This is a genomic window from Candidatus Rickettsia tasmaniensis (genome assembly GCF_036857515.1).
Taxonomy (GTDB): Bacteria; Pseudomonadota; Alphaproteobacteria; order Rickettsiales; family Rickettsiaceae; genus Rickettsia; species Rickettsia rickettsii.
On the sequence record NZ_JAQCNX010000022.1, the window covers coordinates 1 to 21,229 of the forward strand.

The window sequence follows — 21,229 nt, forward strand, 5'->3', positions numbered from 1 at the left end:
AACCTAAATATATACGTTAATGCCGAATGTAAAAGAAAGCAACATTTTTTTATAACATTTTTGTCACAATAGCTATTTATAATGTAAAGGTTGGCTAAGATTACATAATATTAAAATTATTTAAGGAATTTTAATTAATTTTATTTGCAGTTTGTAGTGTTATAAATGATCATATATAATGAGAGGGGTAGGATATCCAAGTCGTCATTGCGCGCGACCGTAGGGAGCGTGGCAATCTCATGAAATAATAACAAGCTCCTGAGATTGCTTCGTCAATTACTTCGTAATTTCCTCGCAATGACGACGACGATTGTGTATCCAACAGTAAAACCGATTTTAAAAATTATGCTTAACATCTTTTTAATTATTATTTCATTATTTATTTGCTTAATAACCTACCTATTTATCAGTAAAACGGATATTTTTACAAATTTATTGATTTTAAATAGCTTCACGACTTTAGTGAGTTTATTTATTTGTTGTTTAGGTTTATACTCAGGCAATAGTTCATATTTGGATATAGCAATTATTTATTTTCTTCTAAGCTTTATAGCAACAAACGGATATTTAAAATATTTCATAAATGAATCGAATGAAAACAAAACAGATTGATAGACATCTTTCCAAATTCGCTTATAGAGAGGAATTGGTAGGAGACACGAAACGCAGCACCGCAGCGTACACAAGCGTACGTGAGGATGCAAGTATCGGATCGACGCACAAATTACCTCTGGAAGTAGAGTTTGGGCAGATGTCTAATACGGTAATTTTAGGATGCGGTCTTAGCGGCATGTTAACGGCGCTTTCTTTTGCACAAAAGGGTATAAAAACTACTATATTCGAGAGTAAATCGGTAAAAAGCCCAGAGTTTTTTAAAGATATAAGAACTACTGCTTTAACGCCGCATTCTAAAAATTTCTTATTCTCTATTGATATATGGGAAGAGCTTGAGAAGTTTGTAGCAGAAATGCAAGACATATATGTAGTAGATAATAAGGCTTCAGAGATATTAGACTTACGAAATGACGCTGACGCTGTACTTGGATATGTGGTTAAGAATAGCGACTTTAAAAAAATGCTATTGTCAAAAATAACTAATAATCCGTTGATAACATTAATTGATAATAATCAATATCAAGAGGTTATAAGCCATAATGACTACTCGATTATAAAATTTGATGATAAACAAATTAAGTGTAATTTATTAATTATATGTGACGGAGCAAATTCAAAAGTGAGGTCTCATTACTTTGCTAATGAAATTGAGAAACCTTATCAAACTGCTCTTACATTTAATATTAAGCATGAAAAGCCGCATGAAAATTGTGCCATGGAGCATTTTCTGCCGCTTGGTCCTTTTGCTTCGCTGCCTTTAAAAGATCAATATGCTTCATCCGTAATATGGTCAACTTCTTCTGATCAGGCTGCTTTAATTGTTAATTTGCCTGTAGAAGAAGTTAGATTTTTAACTCAAAGAAATGCCGGTGATTCCCTAGGTAAAATTACTATTGATAGTGAGATTAGTAGCTTTCCACTAAAAGCCCGTATAGCAAATAGATATTTTCATAACCGTATAGTGCTTATTGCCGACACTGCCCACACAGTACATCCGCTCGCCGGACAAGGGCTTAATCAGGGCATAAAGGATATAGAGATTTTGAGTATGATAGTTGGTAATAATGGCACATTACAAGAATATCAAAAGCTAAGGCAAGAGGATAATTTTATTATGTATAAGCTGACTGATGAGTTAAATAATATTTTTTCAAATTATTCCAAAAATTTAAGATGTTTAAGACAAATAGGATTTAAGGTGATAAATAATTTTAAACCTGTAAAAAACTTGATTACTAGCTATGCGATGGGGAAGAGGTGAGTGTTTTTTTGTATCATTTCTAGCTAGTTCTGATGTCATTCCCGCGAAAGTGGGAATCCAGTAATCAAGAATCGATAAAAGCATTGTTTGTTTATACTTTTTAAAAGATGGATTCCTGCTTTCATGGGAATGACATAGTAATGTGAAATAACATAGAACATAATTTTATGAGATATGCATGAGTAAAGAAAATTTAAGCAGTAAATCATCTATTAATACTCCTGAAGAAGGAATAAAAAATGCAGCAGAAGATAATAAGCTTAAGTCTTCAATAAATACCCTTGAAAGAGTAGAGCTTTTAGAAGCAGCACAAACAAAAGCTTCTGAGCCTCCACAGGAAACGGCAATCGTAAAATAAGTCGGCAGGGAAAAGAACGCTGCAAGAGGATACGGCACTTTACGGTGCTAGAGTTGCTCGTGCCGCTGCAAGTGGAGTAGCAATCGAAGTGGTACAGGAGGGCAGTAAAGTTATCGCTAGTCCTACTCATATTAGTAGAAGGAGTAATTAACGTTGGAGAAAAAGTAGCAAAAGCTTATGATCCGGTTGATAAACTTCAGCAAGGTGCAAAAATTAAAGAAAAAGGTCCCCCAAGTCCCGGTTTAGCCGATAAGGCATTAAATAAAATCAGGACACTACCCGGTGGTGAAATTGCAGCAAATGTTCTAGAGAAAACATATAAAACATTAGGTAGTAAAGCAGTAAGACGTGCGGCTAGAATTGGCGGCGTTGCAGTATCGTTAGTCCTTAATCCCACTCCCGTCAGGGTTGGGCTTGCTGCACTTTCTTTATCAGCCGTTGCTTACAATGTTGGAAAAGAAACTTTAGAAGTAAAAGAAGATAAGCGTTTAGATAGCAAGAAAAAAACTTTAGAAAATATTAAAGCTAATTATGTGAAGCAAGCAGAGTTAGTAGTGACTACTCGAATAGATAAAGCAAAAGATAGCCCTGAACTTAAAAATTTCTTGGATACTCAATTACCTAAAATTTACCAAGAAAAAGTTGAACCTGAAAAATTAAATACAATTAGAACTAAAGAGATTTTAAAAGCAATATGAGATACTACCTTAGAGACGCGGTATCTTTAGTAGCATAAGTAAGCTCTGTAGGGCGGTATTATAGGTGGTTTGGTAGCAGGTGCTATATTTGGAGGAGGGGGGCTAATGTAATAGGTGAAGGAGATGCTAATTTAGTGCGTATGGAGCGAAAAAAAGATAAAATAAATCAAATAAATAGTTTAAAAACATCAATAGGCAATTATGAAAATAAGAAAGACTTGCTTGAAAAAGAAAGGCAAGCAAAAATAGATACCAAAGCATTAGAAGAATTTTTAACTATACCCCCTAAAATTGATCAATTAAGTGAAGGGCAGTTAAGAGAGCATTTTAATGTAACTAGAGCAAAGGTTGCAGCGAGACCTGAATTTGCTCCTCCTGCTGAAAAAACTAATTTTGAAAAAGTTAAATCGGCAGTAAAAGCAGGAGTCGGTTATTTTGTTGAATCGCAATTTGGTGATTTAAAAGAAATATACGGTAAAAAAGAAGAAACATCTCAATCTTTTATAACTCCAAATGTTAGCAATAAAGTAAAACCTGAGCAACACAACGCTCATGAGCAAGCACAACACATATGCAAGAGAATTTGTCACACGGCAAGGGGGTTCGTTATGGTGCTAGCTCACCATCATCACAATCAACACCGAATGCTTCTAAACACCGTGAATCTTCAAGAGGATTTTAATTGTTAATAAAGACTTATAATTATCTTATAGATTATATCTTGCCGCAGAGATGTTTAAGCGGCGTGGAAATACTAGGGGGAGCGGTGAATTTTGTAGCGATTGTTGGAAGAAGCTAGAGTTTATAGCAATACCCTATTGTAGTATATGTGGACAAAGATTTAGTATAAAAATCTTAGATAACTATCAAGATAAGACGATATTTGCTAAGACCTTTGCTAAGCTTTTATATAATAGATATAGCGAGGATATAAAAGATATTGATTTAATCATACCTGTACCTATGAATAGATTTAAGAGGTTACTACGAATGTATAATCCTGCTCATATTTTAGCTATGGAAATTGCAAAAGTTACCGATAAAATGTTAAAAGCTGATATTTTAACTAAAGCAAAATGGACCAAGTCTCAGACTTTTCTCTCACGAAAACAACACAAAAATAATATAAAGGGTAGTATCTTTAACACAAAGTATAATATTGTAAGTAAAAAAATCTTATTAGTCGATGATGTCGTTACCACTGCTGTTACTATAAATGAATGTGCTAAAATTTTATGACAAGCGGGGGTGGCGTCGGTAAAAGTCTTAAGTGTTGCTATGACATAACGTCATTGCAAGGGGACGTGGTTGTGTGTATCGAAAAACACACTCGATGTCATCCCTTGGCTTGACCACGGGATCCAAAAAATAATAAAAAATTTTAGTATTTTTAACTGGACCCCATGGTCAAGTCACGGGGTGACACAGAAGGTAACTTATGCAAAATGAAATAAAAAAAGTTTGTGTTATCGGTGCGGGAGTAATGGGTTCAGGGATTGCAGCGTTAATTGCTAATTCCTCTTATAAAGTAGTGCTGCTTGATATTATCGCTAAAGATTCCGATGATCCTAATAAAATAGTTAAAACCGCTAAAGAAAATTTGCATAAACAAAAACCTCCACCTTTATCTTTTCCTGATACAGCAAATTTCATTACCATCGGTAATTTAGAATATGATTTAGATTTAATTAAAGAATATGATTTAGCTATTGAAGTTATTGTTGAGAAGTTAGAAATCAAACACCAATTATATAATAAAATTATTCCTTATCTTAAAGAAGATGCAATTATTGCTTCTAATACCTCTACATTACCGCTTAAAAGACTCAAAAAGAGAATTTACCAGATAATATTAAATTTAGATTCGTTATTACGCATTTCTTCAATCCGCCAAGATATATGGAACTGCTTGAGTTAATTATAGACCCTACGATAAAGGCTGAAGTAATAGAAAGAGTATCAGAGTTCTTAACGAAAACGCTTGGTAAAATTATAGTAAAATGTAATGATACGCCTGGTTTTATTGCTAATAGAGTAGGGTGTTTTTTACTTGAATTAGTAGCCCGTAAAGCGATAAGTCAGAATCTTGATGTTGCTAGATAAAGTATTTACTACATGTTTGGGGCTGCCGAGTACCGGAATTTTCGGTTTATATGATCTAATCGGGCATGAAGTAATGAAGTTAATTTCAAGTTCATTACTTGCCTCTCTTCCTGCAAATGATGCTTATCATAAAATATATGTAAAGACCCCTGTTCTTGATCAGATGATAGAGAAGCAGTTAATTGGACGTAAAGGTGATGGTGGATTTTATCGTTTATCGGTATCAAATGGTACAAAGATTAAAGAAGTTATCAATATAAACGACTTATCATATAGTCCTGTTCAAAAAGTAGATATTTCATTTAATAATCTTGATGCGCTTCTTGTAAGTGATTCGGTTTACGGTAAATTTTTTACTGAAATTATCACAGAATTTTATGTTTATTTAGCAAGTCTGGTTCCGTCAGTTACGGATAATATTTATGATATCGATGCTGCTATGAAGTTTGGTTACAGCTGGAAATATGGTCCATTTGAATTATTGACTATATAGCGGCTCAAAACGGTTGGAATGCGGTAATTAAAAATGCCGATTTAATGCATATCCCACTTCCGCAATATTTAGCCAATAAAGAATATCAAAAAATCGATAAACAAAAATTTAATTTTCACAAAGATATTTTGCAAGAAAGTCAAATAGTATTAGAGAATAGCTCGGCAAAATTAATACTTTATCAAGATGTTTTGATTTTTGTTATTACTACAAAAATGAATTGTTTAAATCATGAGGTGTTTTATTTACTACAAGAAGCAGCAAGTAAAGCCGAAAATGGCGGTAAAAATCTTTATATTTATCCGCAAGGAAATAATTTTTCTTTCGGTGCTGATTTAAAACTTCTTCTTTCTTATATTGAAGATAAGAATTTTCACGATCTAGAGAATTTACTAAAGCTGGGACAGCCAAACCATGCTCCACTTAAAATATTCCTCTGTACATGTTATTAGCTGTGGTCTTGGTGTGGCACTTGGAGGTGGATGTGAGCTGTTATTGCACTCAAGCTTTATTATAGGAAATCAAGAACTTAACGCAGGGCTTGTAGAACTTGGTGTTGGTTTAATACCCGGGTGGGGCGGTGTTACCGAAATGTTTGCTCGAAGTAATGGTAATAAAACTAAACTAATTAGAAATATCAGCAATATTATAGAGCAGAATAAAACAAGTTCAGCCGATTACTTTAAAGCAGATTATAATGTAGAGAATATGCACGTAAATATGAACAAGCATTATATTTTAGAGGAAGCTTTAAAAAATTAAACCTATCTAAAAAGATAGTACCGATTCCGCATAAAATTACTTTGCCTAAAATAAATAAATTTAGCAACGGCAATAGATACATCAAAATATAACGATCTACAAAATAAGGTACTTAGCAAATTTCAAGATATTATTGATACACATAATGAAACGAATGAAGAAGAGCTACTTGCCTATGAGCAGGAAATATTTTTAGAACTTGCAAAAGATCCAGAAACTATAGAGAAGCTGAAAGTAATTGTGGGATAAACTCCTACTATATGTCATTCTTGCGGGGCATTGGCGTTGTTGCATGGATCTATGTCATTCCTGCGAAAGCAGGAATCCAGAAAAGTAGTCTTAATATTGACAAAATAAACCTAAAAAAACAAGTTTTTTTAGGTTTTACTGGATTCCCGCTTTCGCGGGAATGACATAGAGAGCATTTACCGGTCCACGCAACAATGCTTCACGGGAATGACATAAAAACCGTGCGGGGTAACGCTACTCCACAATAATATTGCCTATAACACCACGATAGTAAGTTTGAGGGTCGTACATAGCTTCACTGTAAATAGCAGGAGTAGAGAATATGCCCTTATTAACTGCTTTGATTTTATACTGATACGTCATTTTTTGATCAGAAATAGTACCGAAAATCATTACTCTATCATCACGATTATTTATATATATCGGTTTCCATATCATTACTTCCTGCGTGCGTTCTAATATATTTACGTGGTTGTTATCCGGTAAAAGCTCAAAGCCGCCTGCCGGTAATAAATCAAGTAGCACCATATTGCTCAAGGTTTTATCTGAACGCATGGTGATTTCCACCGTAATATTGTCACCTAATTTTACTTTGCTAACCTCTTTATTATTTTCATCGAGATATTTTTTTGTTATTTCTATGCCTTTAACTATCTCTTTATTTTCTGTTAATTGCTTATCATAGCCTGAAGTTAAAAGCTGATAGAAAAAGCCGTTACTTGAGGATGTTAAGTCGATATTCTTATTTTCTACCGACAGCTCAGCAATCATCACTTTATCGCCTGTTAAAGTAACTTCTTTATCTGTAGAGGTTACTTTAATAGTAGCCTCATCTACATTATTTATTTTATCGGCATAGGCAAAGACTTGCCATAATTGCATAGCTTGCGGATAGGCTATTATGGTACTCGTCTAAATATTTTAAAATATTTGCAATATAGCTTGTAGTAATAACGCTGTTTTGCATCAGGATATAAACTGCATATGCCTTTTCTCTTGCTTCATCTAAGGAGTTTATTGATCTGTTAGCCATAATTCTCTAAATAGTAAATACCTTGATTAAATGTATCACTTGGAACGGCTAAATATCTAGTTGCTCCCTCGCTTAAGAAATGCATAGTATTATAAACGGAAATAAATGGATCGGAATCGTCATTAAAATTGTTCCAATATCTAAAGCCACCGTCATAATTTTGACGTTCCGATAAAGTTTGGAATATTTTTGATAATGATTCATCCATTTTTTTACGATCAGTTTTAAGAATCTGAACTAGCTCTTGTTCATTATATAATAAAATATTGGCAAAATTTTGGCTTATTAATTGTTCAGTGCAACCATAAGGATAATTATCTAGGAAATCTTTAAAGCCAGAAATAATAGCTAGCGGTGATTTAGAAGCGGAAATTTGCAGTTTAGCAAATTCAGGATATAAAAATCCCGTAAGATTTTTAAATTAGCCTTGTTGTCTTTAATAGATGCTATAAGAAAAAATCCTGACTGGTTAGAGGATTTTCTAGGTAAACCAGCATATGAAAAATATAACGCTTTATCAGAACAGGAGAAGAAAATAGCAATTAAAATTAAAGATTAAGGACACCTCGCTTAAAATAAACCCGGAGAAAGAACATAGCAAAGATAAAGAAAATGAACCTTTGAAAAAACAGAGACAAAGGAAATTGACTGCTGACACTTCTTCTAGTGAAGCTGAAGCAAAAAATGAACCTAGGCAAAAGATAATTGCTGCTACAGTTTATGACTTTCCCTTTCCTGCAGCACAAATACAGCCTATCATTTCTACAATACAACCAAATGTACCTACTACACTTGGAGGGAATTACAAGCTGAAAAAACGATGCAGTGAAGCAACTTAAAAGTCAAAACTTAGCTTTTGAAAAAACAAAAGCAGACCTTGTTTATGTACAAGAAAATACCATAAAAAATCTTTCAGCAGATGGGTTATACCAGGAGCTGTTAAGACATCCTGATGTGTTAATAGAATTTCTTCAACTTCTTATTTCAGAAAAATAACAGCTAAATAAAGGAAAAGGAGCAAATAGTAAATCTAACGGTATTACTGCAGAAGACAAAGAGAATGCTTATAACACAAAAAATGATACTGAATATCTTTATGAGGCTCGTGATATTAAAACAATCGCTCCGGAATTAATAGATGAAACAAAAACTAATTTGGTAATTTTTTTCCAAGATCAAAATGATCCAGATTATGCAACGAGGAGTGAAAACATAAAAAATATACAAGAGTCATTTCCAAAATTAACCAAAGAAAAGCCTATAATAGGAATTTATCATATACCTGGAGGGATGATAGGACATTAGACAAGCTTTGCTATTTTAAAAGACGAAAATGATCAAGTGGTACTACTTTATAAAGCTTCTATGGGAGGTGATTGTCCAAAAGATATTCAGAAAGCGGCAGAAATGTATTCTAATGGTCAAACTGTAAAACCCATTGTAAATAACTCAAAAGAACAAGGAGGACATTTAACTAATAAGGGCGTTGATGTTAATTGTGGTATATATGCTTTAAAAAATGCCCAAATAATATATCAAAATATTATCAATGATAATAAAAAAATTTTATTGAAAATGTTAAAACTTGGGGATTTTGCCCTTTTACTGAAGCACAAGCAGCAAGAAATGATCAATTTCCTAAAAAATATGTAATTGGTACATATAATCAGTTACTTGATCAGAAGATAGAATCACAGTTAACGAAACACATCTCTGACTACCATAAAGAAGAACTTAAAATGCTTCAAACAATATTAGGCATGGAGAACTGTGAAATATTAGATAGTACATTCTCAACTACTAAATATAATAAAGCCTAAATTATATTTGGACCTTGTAGGAATAAAAGAAAAATCAGGTGAGTATAGCTATAAATATCAAATATCTACTCCTATAAGCAATGCAAAGTCGGTAAAAGAAAAATTAGAGAAAGTTCTTGGTATATCATATGATGAATTAAAAGAGACTAAGCCTTATAGAAGGCGTAAGTTATACTGTAACTCCTGATGAAATTAAAACACTGCTAAAACTAACATCACATATTGAAAAAAAGAATATTGAGGAAATTAAGATAAATTTAAAAGCTGCTTATAAATCTGATGTTGTTAATCTACCAGATGTTCTGAATGTTAATTACGATTCCCTAGAAGAAATAATAGCAGAATATACAATGATTGTATCCCAGCCGACTTCACATGTAAATCCTCTCAATTTATCTTCTCATTTGAGTCCTAGGAATAGTGATAAAGAAACACCGAATCCATATCTTAACACACAAAATAAGGATATAAATTCTCCAGGAGACTCTAATCATCAGTTAAGTCCTAATAGTAGTGATGAGGATATGCAAACTACACCCCCACCTGAATCTAATGAAACGATAGCTGACTTAAAAGCAAAAAATAAAATCCTCCAGCAAAAAAATGAAAACCTAGAAAAAGATAATAACAGCGACGAAGCACTAAGTATAATCCGTAAACCTATAAATTTTTATGATAACATTATGGCAGTCCCTTCACAAAGCCTAAATCCTACTTCTCCCCGTTTTCAACCACTTGGCAGCTCACCTCAAGATACTCTAAGCTCTGTTGCTACTGGATGATGTAGAAAGTGATGAAATGAGCTCTACACCTAACAGTATTGAGGAGTTGCGAAGTAAAAGCTCTAGCGCTTCTCAAGACTTATTATCTAGCAGCAGTAGCGAGGAAGAACTAATATTTAATAGGAACATATTACCTACTGATAAATGAGTCGCCACGTAAAAATTCTAGCATAAATACAAATAAACGCAAACATAGTGCCAGTGAGAATGAAGAGTTAACGCTAAGTGATAGCGAAGATGAGGCACTTAATAGCAGTGTTAAGAAGTAGTTAAGTAAAAAACTTAAAGTAAGCAACTGTGATGAGGTGATGCCCATACTTTTTGATCTAGTCAAAAATTTGAAATTTAGTAATCTTACTCGCGTCGGAAAAGAAAATCTTACTAATTTATTATTACAAGAAGAGCTAAATGTAAATGGAAAATATAATTGAACCGAGCGTTTAGCGGCTGTAAATGATAATAAAGAGTTACTGAATAAGTTTGATAGGGAAGCGGTAATTACGGCAAATATAGATTTGAAAGCAATTGATACAAAAGCAGCTGCAAAAACAGGCTCAGTAGAAATTAGAGCAGAACATAATCATTTAACTGATCATACTAATAACACTAAAGCACTAATCGCTGAAATTCAAGCAGGTACTATTAATAAAAATACGGTAATAGCTATTGAACGTAAGCAATATGGCGAAAATCTCGGTATGAAAGACGTAATTAAAATAACAACTATATTAGAGTATAATGAAAAAAATCCTGATACTCCTATAAAACTACCTGCAGAACTAGAAAATACACCTATATTACAAGATGCTCTTTTATATAAGATAGCTAAAGAAAATAAAATTAAAATTATCAGTTTAGAAGGTAAAAATCTAGAACACTTAAAAGATACACCGCTTTATAATGAGAATCGTGCACAATATATGACGAGCGTAATTAATGAGATTCGTGGTAAAGGATATAATGTAATTGCAAGTGTCGGCTCTAGTCATCTGGTTAATTTAGAGAAAAACTTAGAAAACAGTAAAAAACATGATATAGGGTTTAGTCACATACCTAGAAAAATACTACAGAAAGCTTTAAATATTGGAAGTGCCATTCCAACAGGAATGGTTAACATAAGAGCAAGTACTAAAGGTAATAGTATGGTACAATGGAAAGCTTTAAACGATCAGTCAAAAAGAAACATCTCAACTGGGAGATAACTATATATAGAAGAAAAATCTTTATTTCCTGGGAATAAATGTGTTTCTTTCTTGCTTAAATCTCACTTGGTAAAGCTAAATCCACCTAGCTCAAAATATAGTCCATTCCAGCTTACGGCATTTAACTAAGCCTGTAAGTTCTTTATCCTTTACATATAGGTAATTATGTTTAAGAAGTCAAGATAAGAGCTAACTTTTTGGCTTTTCCTTTTTCTACAAGTCTTTTATAAAAAGGTTTAACTGCAGAATTATATCTTACAGACGTAACAGTTGCCATATATAATGCTGCCCGCATCGTTTTTCTACCACCTTTAGTTTTTGCTAACCTAACACTTAAACCTGAAAAGCTTGATTTTATGCTGCGTCCGCCGTTTGATTCATTCATAAAAGTGAAAGAAATTGAAGAATGGCGCACCCGAGAGGAGTCGAACCCCTAACCTTATGATCCGTAGTCATATACTCTATCCAATTGAGCTACGGGTGCTAAGTTTGAAGTACCTATTTCTAAGCCTTATTTCTTGTTGCTAACATACGAAGAAGTATATATAAAAGCATAGCATTTGTCAAGAAACATAGAGTGTTCCTATGTTTCTCTGAATAATAAAATATAAAAAATTTCAATTAATAATTGAATTATCATATTATATATTGTATATAGAGGTTCATAAATTGATATGAGAAAAAAATGAATAAAATAAAATTAATCATAATTTACTTACTTTGGATTAATATGATTGCACAAGCAGACAATATATCGGAAAGTGCTAAAAAAAATTTAGCGGTAATTAACTCTTTAAATGTTGAGGAAAAGTGGTAGAAAGGTAATGTAATAAATTGTAAGTCGGGAGAAACTTTATTAGAAGAAACAGAAAAATATAACTCTCCTAAGTTAAAGCGTTTGACTCATTTTAGTTGTTTTGCGTATGCTGCTAGTGCAGCCTTGGGGCTTCTAAATCAGTCTCTACTTCCTCATCCTGAAAGCGATAAAGAAATTTATACCTACTTTATCAAATAAGCAAGCTGAGTGGCTTGAAACAGACGGAATAAAGAACGGATGGCATTTTGTTAAAGCAGGAAATCGTGATGATAGTTTTATTCAAGCACAAAAATTTGCTAATCAAGGATATTTTGTTGTATCCGTATATAAAAATGCTAATCCAAAAAGAGCAGGGCATATTGCCGTTGTAGTAACAAGTAGTAAGGATATAGAGAAAATAAAAAATGAAGGACCGGACACGGCTCAAGCCGGTAATATTAATTTTTCCTGTAGCTCTTTGAAAAAGGGTTTTAGGAATAAAAAAGATGCATTTAAAAACAACGAAATAAAATTTTATTATTATAAAATATAACAGATATCAGTAAGGTAACCGGACAGTTTTTATTCTATGTCATTCCCGTGGGGCGTTGCCTGTGTGGATCGATTTCCTGTTGTCATACCGTGGCTTGACCACGGAATCCATAAATATGATAAAAAAATACTAGTATTTTTAACTGGACCCAGCAGGTACAGGCTACGGGGTGACAATGGTGGAATCGATCTACGCAGGTAATGTCTTCCTGCAGCAGCGGGCACCCCCAGTGTTTTAAGTTATTTTTTTGGATACCGTGGTCAAACCACGGTATGACACAGTGGATTTTACTGATTCATGCAATAATGTCTTGCAGGAATGACGCCGATTTATGCAACAACGTCCCTGGTTTGCAGGAATGACATAATCAGCTTTTTTAGAGATTTATGCAACAGCATCTACCCATGAAATTTCTATGCTACCGGCTAGATCCACTTGAGGAGTTTCGTTGTAGCTTGGTAAGTTATCATACACAAGATGAGCTAAGCCGGCTATTCCATTGACTATCCCCTGCTGTATTTTCATAAGCAAATTTTGCTGCTTCTATTCCTGTATAAGTCGTATTTTTTAATAACTCAAATGTGTTCTCCGGCGAATATGCAAGAGCTGCTCCAACACAAATCCCCATAGCGTTGATATTGCTGCTTTTACAAATGTAGGCATAGCCCATCCAAAAGCGTGTCCTGTCATTACTTTACCGGCTACTACTTCAATAAGCACAAGCACCCATAAAAGCACTACCAAGTACTTTATAACCGTAACCGGCTGCTGTAGCAGCAAACGTTGCACAACCTACAGCAGCTTCTGTAGCATTTGCAAAATGAGCTGTAGCATTTGCAAAATGAGCTGTAGCATTAGCAAAATACTCAAATGTTGCTTCAGACACTTTTACTCCTGCATATGTAGTCGAATTATTTACTACTTTTTCAGGTGATATGTTATTAGAAACTGTATTTAAATAGATAGCTAAACATAATTTTTCCCCTTTAAAAATTTTGATTGGATTTAATTTTACCTAAAAAAGTAATAATCAATTAATATATTCTAACTGAATATTATAATACGTTATTGATAGTTCCTTTTTTGTCTTAAGTGCATTACACACTAATAGACTGTCGTATGTCAAGAGAGAATATTAATTATTTCTTAAAAATTAATAAATTTTTTACTACAATACCTAACAATCATATTCTATCATTGACCGTCTATCTCATATGTGGTTATGTCTATACTATTCTAAAAAATATTATATGTAATGATGTTATTTAAAATAAATCCTGAATGGATATTGAATTTTAGAAGTGAAATATTAACTAGCTGGTTTAAAATATTTCCCTTTTTCGCTAGTGATTATTTTTACATTACAATTATTGCGATTGCTTACTGGTTAAATCCAAGAAAGAGATTATTTTTGGATTTAGGCTGGCTTATATCATTTGCAACATTATTGAATGTTATTATTAAAAAGGCTTATTCTATTCCTCGTCCGCCTGCCTAGTACATTACATATGTTACGGATCATTTGGTTTCCCTAGTGGAGATGTACAGGTGGCTACTGTTTTCTTTATGATAATATTTTTATCATTTAATTCAAAAACGTTAAAAATAATATCTATCACAATGATTATTAATATTATGCTTTCACGCCTATATCTCTATATCTTGGAGTACATAGTATATATGATGTTATAGGCGATATGATTTTTGGAGTGTTAATTGTTTTAGTTTATAGAAGTAATTTTATGCAAGCACAAATAAGTAGATGGGAAAATAGTGCTAAATCTTATTATTGTATATTGGCTTTTGTGATAGGTATATGTTTCTTTTTATGGCAAGACAGTCCTTTTCCCTTACTGCTTTTATTACCAATAGGAACTTTATTGGGTTATGGTATCGTATATATTTGTTTTAAATATAATTCTGATTTGATCTTAAATAATGCTCAAAAAACTATAGGTATAATTATTAGTTTCATTCTGTTATTCTTTTTTTATAAAACTTTTCCTATAATAAAAAATTAAACAATATTATTTAATTTTACACTTTTGCTTAAATTTGCTTTATATTTTACTTCCTATGATGCAAAGAGAACTAAAAAATAGATTAAATTAAATTTCTTTCACAAAATCCAATGTACAGATTTACAACTATTCGCATGATAATCTAATATATCAAGTATTGACAAAGTACTTACCTTCTTTATAACATTGAAAATGGTTGTATTATGAGTATCAAACTAGATTCTTACGAACAAGATATTGAAGATAATTTTGAAAAGCAGCAAAAAATTGATGATAGAAGTGAAATAGCTTTGCTTCAAAAATTTGCAAAAGCACATCTTAGTAAAAAAAGATCTGTTACTATTAGGATTGCAGAACATGACATAGAAGCAATAAAAATTAAAGCTTCTAAGCATGGTTTGTCTTATCAGACCTATCTTAATATGCTAATTCATTCAGACGCTACTAAACTCTAAATATTATGACCAAGTATAGATATAATCATGAAAAGAACGTTAAGTTATTGCATGAGCGTGGTATAGGCTTTGCAGAAATAATACAGTCGATTACTGACGGTAATTTATTAGATATTAAATTACATCATAATCAAGAGAAATATAAAGGTCAAAAAATTTTATATGTTCGAATGATTGCGCAAGTATATGCAGTACTTTATATAAAAGGTGATAAAGATGCTATTTTCCTTAACACTTTATTTCCTAGCAGAAAGGCAAAAAAGGAATTTTTAAAAAATAAGAAATAATATATGCGTTTTATAGAAGAATTTATAAATAAAGGATATTTCCATCAATGTACCGATTTGGATCGGTTAACTGCTATAACGAAAGAAACAAAAATAGCTGCGTATATAGGCTTTGACTGTACTGCTACATCACTCCACATCGGTAGTTTAATGCAAATAATGATTCTGCGATTGCTTCAGCAGTACGGGCATAAGCCTATTGTAATTATCGGCGGCGGTACGAGTAAAATCGGTGATCCTACTTGGAAAGACGAAGTGCGCAAAATTTTAAGCAAAGAAGATATAGCTAAAAATGCCGAAGGTATTAAAAAATCTTTGTCGAAGTTTATCAAATTCGGTAACGGTAAAAGTGATGCTATTATGCTGGATAACGCAGAGTGGTTAGATTCGTTCAATTATCTAGATTTTCTACGGGATTTCGGTAGCTATTTCTCGGTAAACCGTATGCTGACTATGGATTCGGTAAAACTAAGGCTTGAGCGTGAGCAGCATTTAAGCTTCTTAGAATTTAACTATATGTTATTGCAAGCCTATGATTTTTACTATTTAAGCAAGCATTACAATTGTAGCTTGCAGCTTGGCGGTAGTGATCAGTGGGGCAATATCGTAATGGGAGCGGATTTAATTCGTAAAATAAGCGGCAAAGAAGTATTCGGTATGACGACACCGCTACTTACGACTAGCTCCGGTGCTAAGATGGGCAAGACTGCTGCGGGAGCGGTATGGCTTAATGAAGATTTGCTAAGCCCGTATGATTATTACCAATATTGGCGTAACTGCGAAGATGCCGACATAGTTAGATTTGCCAAATTATATAGCGAGTTCACTCAAGAAGAGCTTAATAGGTTTGAGAGTTTAGCGGCAGAAGATATTAATGCAGCTAAAAAACAGCTTGCTTATGAGCTAACTAAGCTTTGTCACTCGGAGCAGGCAGCAAAATCAGCTCTAGAAACTGCAGTAAAGATATTTGAAGAAGGACAAATCGATGAGAATTTACCCACCGTTGTTTTAGAGCAGGAAGTATTACAAGCAGGTATTAGTGCATATGAATTATTTCATGAAGCAGGGCTTGCTACTTCTAAATCGGAAGCACGCAAGCTTATAAGAGGGAATGGTGCTAAGATAAATGATAGATTAGTCGAAGATGAAAATATGATAATTAACACTAATTTCTTACTCGATAAAAATGTTATAAAGCTCTCTGCCGGTAAGAAAAGACATATATTGGTTAGGGTTTGAATATTTTTCTAGATTACCATGCTCCCTTCAGTGGCAGCATTATTGTATGGCTCAAATATATTATGTCTAATTGAAACTGCAACTTTCAATTAGACAAATTGTATATTTTCTATCTAATGGGCCCTTATGACATAAGTTAAATTCAAATTTAAACAGTCATGACTAAAATAAGGCTTGATGAATATTTGCTGCAAAAAGGTTTTATAACAGATATTACCATAGCACGAAGTTTGATTATCCAAGGTAAAGTACATAATAAGCATGAGCAGTTAATTAAGCCTGGGATACAGGTTAATATAAATGACACCGACATTAAGGTAAAGCTACCGAAGCATAATTATGTTTCAAGAGGGGCATTAAAATTAATTGCTGCTTTGGATTATTTTAGAATTGATCCCGAAAATTTAGTTTGTATTGATATCGGTAGTAGCACCGGCGGTTTTACGGAAGTGTTACTTGAGCGTAAAGCAAAATTAATTTTTGCCGTAGATGTCGGTTATGGCGAACTTCATCCTAAATTACGCGACAATCCACACATTAAGGTGCTTGAGAAGACTAATGCACGATATTTAACCGATAAACAAATAATAACAAAGCCTGATTTAATTGTTTGCGATGCCAGCTTTATTAGTTTAACTACTATATTACCGACTGCACTAAATTTAGTTAAAGAAGATTGTATGCTTATTGCTTTAATAAAACCGCAGTTTGAGGTCGAAAAGCATGAAGTAGAGCAGGGAGGAATTATTAAAAATCCTCTCTTACATCAAAAAGTATGCGATAAAATCAAAGATTGGCTTGAGAAAGAGCATTATTTTAAAATATTCGGTATAATAGCAAGTCCAATACTAGGAGCTAAGGGGAATCAAGAGTTTTTAATATGCGGAAAAAGAAAAATGTCTATATAAGACTAGTTACTATAATATGTATTTTAAATACATATTATAGTAAAGGTTTATATTATTAAAAAAGGAATAATCATGTCTAGAACAACTATAGTGAAAGAAATAAGAAAAACTGCTGAGCTATTTAAGAATTTTGATATTACTAAATCTTTTTTTATGGAAATTTAGCAACTAAATATGAAGCAGTGGTAAATGAATTTTTTAATAGTAATAGTTTTAATACTGAAAAACCTGAGAAAGGAATACAGCCAAATGCAATGAAAAATTTTTTAAATCTTACCGGCAGTAGTATTCTAAAGGTTTTAAGTGCATATAGCGAAACAGATGAAGTAGATCTTTTAGAAGTGATCCAATCAGCATTAGAGAATGATAATAAATTTAAAAGGGCGGTATCAAAAATTGTTGGTATACATGTAGGGCGTCATATTCCTTCAGAGTTATATCAACCTGTTGCTGAAGAGCTTATATCAAATGTAGATAAGGGTAACAAGCTGGTAACGGAAATATTAAATATAGTAGGAAAGCATTTTGTAAGTGCTGAAAAGAAGCAATATGATGAATTAAAAGCAAAGTATAATATAGAGAGTTTTGAAAGTCATAAAATAAAAATCGAAATAGAAAGTGCTGATAAAAATACGGCAAAAATAAAATTTTATAGACAAAATGAACAAAAAGTAATACCAAACATGGGCAAATTATTACTGTTAAAGTAGGAGAAAAATACAGTGAATTTACAGTTATAAAAACCGGTCATGATGAAGAAGGTCATTATTATGAATGCTTAATAAAGAAAAATCCTAATGGAACTGTAACAAATTATCTATTTGATTCTGAAAATCAGCTGGTAAAAGTACACCCTTCATATATTGAATCGGATATAGAAAACAATAAAGATCTCGTTCTTATCAGCGGCGGGTCGGGAGAAAGCCATTCTATTTCTAGAATTAATAGTATAACAAATGAAGAAAATGTTAAGCTTCCCGCCGTTATGCAGATTATTCACTCTACTAGAAATAAAAACAGTGATACATTTCAATTAGATGCAGCTGTAAAAAAATTAACTGATATTGCAGCAATATGCGATACTGAAATTCACTATGATAAATTTTATACTCAAGATAGTTATAATAATATTAATGAGAACGATAATATAAATTATCATACCGGTAGAATAGCTGAAGAATTTTTATTAGGCCTTTTAAAAGGTAAAACTGATGAAATTTGTGGTCCTCATTCTTTTAACGATCATGTGCAGCATATATTAGAAGCGAAAATGGGGGGTATGTATACTCAGAGATTCATGTAGAAGCATTTTGTTCATCAGGAGGAGACTATGATCCAATCTCTAAGCGGACCAGAGGGATTATCGAGTATTTGCCCTTTTATGAATATGTAGTTTTACAAAAATATAAAGTTAAATATTGCTTATATATTCTAATTAGTGTATTTTCGCTACGGATAAGCATTATAAAAATTATAGAAAGGTGGGTTTATCCCACCTTTTTTGTTATAAATATCAAATATGCAAACTATTGAACAACAAATAACAAACGTAATAGAAGAATCCTTGACGGATATGGGGTTTGAGTTAGTTCTTGTTAAGTTTAAAGGTGTTAACCCTAAAGTAGTCGAGATATTGATTGATAGCTTAAACGGCGAAAAAATATCTGTGGAAGATTGTACTAAAGCAAGTAGGACTATCTCCGCTATTCTAGATGTTGAAGATTTAATAGAAGCTGCATATTCTTTAGAGGTAGCATCAAGCGGTCTTGAACGTCCGTTAGTAAAGTTTGAAAATTATAATAGATTTTTAGAAAGAGAAGTTAAAATCAAACTTAAAGAATTATTGAACGGCAAAACTCGTTATCAGGGTAAAATAATTAAAGCCGAAAATAATAAAATATATTTAAAATGTGAAGAACAAGAAGTACTAATTGATTATGATTTAATTAAAAATGCTAATCTAGTTTTAACTGAAGAAGTATTTAAAAAATTGCTAAAGCAATAAGAGATAATGTATGTCTAATATAGGTAATGTAGAAATTTTACAAATTATAGATTCTGTAGCCCGTGAGAAAGGAATATCAAAAGAAATTTTGATTTCAACGGTTGAACAAGCGGTACAAGCAGCAGGACGAAAAAAATACGGTAATGAATATAATATTAAAGCTCGGATAAATAGGAAAACCGGTGAGATAAATCTTTTAAGGATCTTAAAAATAGTAGAAGATGTAGAAGATTACTTAACGCAAATCTCACTTGAAGAAGCTTTAATAAAGAATCCGGAAGCTAAAATCGGTGATGAGATATATGAATATTTACCGCCGATTGATCATGCTAGAGTATCGGCTCAAGCTGCAAAACAAGTTATAACTCAACGTGTTATAGAAGCTGAACGTGAAAAACAATATCATGACTTTAAAGATAGAAAAGGCGAAATTATAAACGGGATAGTTAAGAGAATAGAATACGGTGATATAATAGTTGACTTGAGTCGCGCTGAAGCAATAATAAAAAAAGATCAATTAATTAAGGGTGAGAATTTTAAACCTAATGATCGTATAAAGGCATATGTACAGGATGTAAGGCAAGAAACAAAAGGACCGCAGATTTTCTTGTCTAGAGTAGATAACCAGATGCTAGTTAAACTATTTAAGCTAGAAGTACCTGAAATTCTTGAAGCTATTATTCAAATAAAATCAGTAGCACGTGATCCCGGTTCAAAAGCAAAAATAGCGGTATTTGCTTCGGATAATAGTATAGATCCCGTAGGCTCATGCGTAGGTATTAGAGGTAATAGAGTAAAAGCCGTAATAAATGAATTAAACGGAGAGAAAATTGATATAGTATTATGGAGTAATGATCTTGCACAGTTTATAGTTAATGCTCTTGCACCGCTTGCACCTGGGGAAATCACAAAAATTTTGATTGATGAGGATAGGCATAAGGTAGAAGTAGTAGTTTCGCAAGAAAATCAAAGTATTGCAATAGGTAGAAGAGGGCAGAATGTTCGTTTAGCTTCTCAGCTTACAGGTTGGAATATCGATATAATGACCGAAGAGCAAGAATCAAAAAGAAGAAATGAAGAGTTCTTAACTTCTACGGAATTATTTATGGAAGCTTTAGATGTTGAAGAAGTTATAGGTCAGCTTTTATCGGTAACGGGATTTAATTCAGTAGAACAAATTGCTAGTAGTGAGATTAGTACTTTAACAAGAATCGAAGGCTTTGAGGAAGAACTTGCCGTAGAGATTAAAAATCGAGCTATTAATTACGTCGACCTTAAGAATGAAAAGATTATCAAAAAGCTAGAGGATCTAGGAGTTGAGCAAGAATTAATAGATATATTAGAATTATCGCTTGAATTAATATTAAAATTTGCCGAATATGGTATAAAGACCATAGAAGATTTAGGAGAGATGAGCGTAAATGAATTTAAAAATTTAGCTCCAAATTCTAATATAACGGACGAAAATATTAAATTGCTGATTAAAACTGCTAGACAGCATGGTGAATTGAAGGATAGTTAGTGGGTTGAATGTAGGGTGTATGTCATTCCTGCGAAAGCAGGCATCCAGAATAAATAGCTTAGTAAAT

General features: G+C 32.7%; 22 protein-coding genes, 1 tRNA gene and 7 pseudogenes. 25 read left to right on the top strand and 5 right to left on the bottom strand.

Translation table 11 applies throughout. The features are described from left to right. Positions 1-345: 345 nt before the first annotated feature. The 9 genes and pseudogenes from O6R16_RS05715 (at position 346) to O6R16_RS05755 (ending at position 6,539) form a co-directional block, all read left to right on the top strand. Positions 346-612 carry a monovalent cation/H+ antiporter complex subunit F gene (locus tag O6R16_RS05715; protein WP_499680421.1) on the top strand — a complete coding sequence of 89 codons (267 nt, stop codon included), beginning with the start codon at positions 346-348 and terminating at the stop codon, positions 610-612. Then, entirely contained in the window at positions 593-1,876 is a 1,284-nt protein-coding gene (gene ubiH / locus O6R16_RS05720) for a 2-octaprenyl-6-methoxyphenyl hydroxylase (protein ID WP_499680377.1), read from the top strand. Before O6R16_RS05715 ends, ubiH begins: the two co-directional genes overlap by 20 nt. Positions 1,877-2,054: 178 nt before the next feature. Beyond that, positions 2,055-2,234, top strand: coding sequence for a 2-octaprenyl-6-methoxyphenyl hydroxylase (locus tag O6R16_RS05725; RefSeq protein ID WP_499680378.1), 180 nt, complete (start codon positions 2,055-2,057; stop codon positions 2,232-2,234). Positions 2,235-2,446: 212 nt separating this feature from the next. Next, a pseudogene (locus O6R16_RS05730) lies at positions 2,447-2,740 on the top strand (hypothetical protein); the annotation flags it as partial. Positions 2,741-2,767: 27 nt separating this feature from the next. Continuing rightward, a complete protein-coding gene (locus O6R16_RS05735; protein ID WP_499680379.1) occupies positions 2,768-2,932 on the top strand; it encodes a hypothetical protein in 165 nt (54 codons plus the stop codon). 218 nt (positions 2,933-3,150) lie between these two features. Then, positions 3,151-3,621: a hypothetical protein gene (locus O6R16_RS05740; RefSeq protein ID WP_499680422.1), complete on the top strand. Its 471-nt coding sequence runs from the start codon at positions 3,151-3,153 to the stop codon at positions 3,619-3,621. A gap of 43 nt (positions 3,622-3,664) precedes the next feature. Next, positions 3,665-3,736 (top strand): annotated as a pseudogene (locus O6R16_RS05745) (ComF family protein); the annotation flags it as partial. A 186-nt stretch (positions 3,737-3,922) separates the two neighbouring features. Continuing rightward, positions 3,923-4,284, top strand: a pseudogene (locus O6R16_RS05750) (ComF family protein). Between the two features lie 86 nt (positions 4,285-4,370). Continuing rightward, positions 4,371-6,539 (top strand): annotated as a pseudogene (locus O6R16_RS05755) (3-hydroxyacyl-CoA dehydrogenase/enoyl-CoA hydratase family protein). Positions 6,540-6,773: 234 nt separating this feature from the next. Here O6R16_RS05755 and O6R16_RS05760 read toward each other — a convergent pair. Next, positions 6,774-8,013, bottom strand: a pseudogene (locus tag O6R16_RS05760) (alpha-2-macroglobulin family protein); the annotation flags it as partial. Between O6R16_RS05760 and O6R16_RS05765 the strand changes: the two are divergent. The 6 genes and pseudogenes from O6R16_RS05765 to O6R16_RS05790 form a co-directional block, all read left to right on the top strand. Continuing rightward, positions 8,009-8,285: pseudogene (locus tag O6R16_RS05765) on the top strand (hypothetical protein); the annotation flags it as partial. The pseudogenes O6R16_RS05760 and O6R16_RS05765 overlap by 5 nt on opposite strands. Positions 8,286-8,397: 112 nt before the next feature. Next, complete coding sequence (locus O6R16_RS05770) at positions 8,398-8,568, top strand: hypothetical protein (RefSeq protein ID WP_499680380.1); 171 nt, start codon at positions 8,398-8,400, stop codon at positions 8,566-8,568. 369 nt (positions 8,569-8,937) lie between these two features. Further along, positions 8,938-9,225 (top strand): hypothetical protein, encoded by a 288-nt coding sequence (locus O6R16_RS05775; RefSeq protein ID WP_499680381.1) that lies wholly within the window; start codon positions 8,938-8,940, stop codon positions 9,223-9,225. 174 nt (positions 9,226-9,399) lie between these two features. Beyond that, positions 9,400-9,579, top strand: a complete 180-nt coding sequence (locus tag O6R16_RS05780; protein WP_499680382.1) for a hypothetical protein — start codon at positions 9,400-9,402, stop codon at positions 9,577-9,579. A gap of 163 nt (positions 9,580-9,742) precedes the next feature. Then, on the top strand, positions 9,743-10,174 hold the full coding sequence (locus O6R16_RS05785; protein WP_499680383.1) for a hypothetical protein: 432 nt from the start codon (positions 9,743-9,745) through the stop codon (positions 10,172-10,174). A gap of 515 nt (positions 10,175-10,689) precedes the next feature. Further along, positions 10,690-11,376, top strand: coding sequence for a hypothetical protein (locus O6R16_RS05790; RefSeq protein WP_499680384.1), 687 nt, complete (start codon positions 10,690-10,692; stop codon positions 11,374-11,376). A 169-nt stretch (positions 11,377-11,545) separates the two neighbouring features. On the opposite strand, the gene O6R16_RS05795 is transcribed toward O6R16_RS05790, so the two are convergent. The 4 genes and pseudogenes from O6R16_RS05795 to O6R16_RS05810 form a co-directional block, all read right to left on the bottom strand. Continuing rightward, a complete protein-coding gene (locus O6R16_RS05795) occupies positions 11,546-11,761 on the bottom strand; it encodes a transposase (RefSeq protein WP_499680385.1) in 216 nt (71 codons plus the stop codon). A 22-nt stretch (positions 11,762-11,783) separates the two neighbouring features. Beyond that, positions 11,784-11,860: transfer RNA gene (locus tag O6R16_RS05800), tRNA-Arg, on the bottom strand. Positions 11,861-13,109: 1,249 nt separating this feature from the next. After that, positions 13,110-13,356, bottom strand: a pseudogene (locus O6R16_RS05805) (hypothetical protein); the annotation flags it as partial. 78 nt (positions 13,357-13,434) lie between these two features. Continuing rightward, positions 13,435-13,611 carry a hypothetical protein gene (locus tag O6R16_RS05810; RefSeq protein WP_499680386.1) on the bottom strand — a complete coding sequence of 59 codons (177 nt, stop codon included), beginning with the start codon at positions 13,609-13,611 and terminating at the stop codon, positions 13,435-13,437. A gap of 369 nt (positions 13,612-13,980) precedes the next feature. Between O6R16_RS05810 and O6R16_RS05815 the strand changes: the two genes are divergently transcribed. The 10 genes from O6R16_RS05815 (at position 13,981) to nusA (ending at position 21,162) form a co-directional block, all read left to right on the top strand. Continuing rightward, positions 13,981-14,223 (top strand): hypothetical protein, encoded by a 243-nt coding sequence (locus O6R16_RS05815; RefSeq protein WP_499680387.1) that lies wholly within the window; start codon positions 13,981-13,983, stop codon positions 14,221-14,223. Positions 14,224-14,467: 244 nt separating this feature from the next. Then, entirely contained in the window at positions 14,468-14,746 is a 279-nt protein-coding gene (locus O6R16_RS05820; protein WP_499680388.1) for a hypothetical protein, read from the top strand. Between the two features lie 203 nt (positions 14,747-14,949). Beyond that, positions 14,950-15,201: a CopG family antitoxin gene (locus O6R16_RS05825; protein WP_499680389.1), complete on the top strand. Its 252-nt coding sequence runs from the start codon at positions 14,950-14,952 to the stop codon at positions 15,199-15,201. A gap of 5 nt (positions 15,202-15,206) precedes the next feature. Then, positions 15,207-15,488 (top strand): hypothetical protein, encoded by a 282-nt coding sequence (locus tag O6R16_RS05830; RefSeq protein WP_499680390.1) that lies wholly within the window; start codon positions 15,207-15,209, stop codon positions 15,486-15,488. 3 nt (positions 15,489-15,491) lie between these two features. Beyond that, a complete protein-coding gene (gene tyrS, locus O6R16_RS05835; RefSeq protein WP_499680391.1) occupies positions 15,492-16,727 on the top strand; it encodes a tyrosine--tRNA ligase in 1,236 nt (411 codons plus the stop codon). Between the two features lie 158 nt (positions 16,728-16,885). After that, entirely contained in the window at positions 16,886-17,635 is a 750-nt protein-coding gene (locus O6R16_RS05840) for a TlyA family RNA methyltransferase (protein ID WP_499680392.1), read from the top strand. 182 nt (positions 17,636-17,817) lie between these two features. After that, complete coding sequence (locus tag O6R16_RS05845) at positions 17,818-18,345, top strand: globin family protein (protein WP_499680393.1); 528 nt, start codon at positions 17,818-17,820, stop codon at positions 18,343-18,345. A gap of 275 nt (positions 18,346-18,620) precedes the next feature. After that, on the top strand, positions 18,621-18,938 hold the full coding sequence (locus O6R16_RS05850; RefSeq protein WP_499680394.1) for a ferredoxin reductase domain-containing protein: 318 nt from the start codon (positions 18,621-18,623) through the stop codon (positions 18,936-18,938). 216 nt (positions 18,939-19,154) lie between these two features. Further along, positions 19,155-19,640 (top strand): ribosome maturation factor RimP, encoded by a 486-nt coding sequence (gene rimP / locus O6R16_RS05855; protein ID WP_014014463.1) that lies wholly within the window; start codon positions 19,155-19,157, stop codon positions 19,638-19,640. Positions 19,641-19,650: 10 nt separating this feature from the next. Further along, positions 19,651-21,162 carry a transcription termination factor NusA gene (nusA, locus tag O6R16_RS05860; RefSeq protein WP_499680395.1) on the top strand — a complete coding sequence of 504 codons (1,512 nt, stop codon included), beginning with the start codon at positions 19,651-19,653 and terminating at the stop codon, positions 21,160-21,162. Positions 21,163-21,229 lie beyond the last annotated feature (67 nt).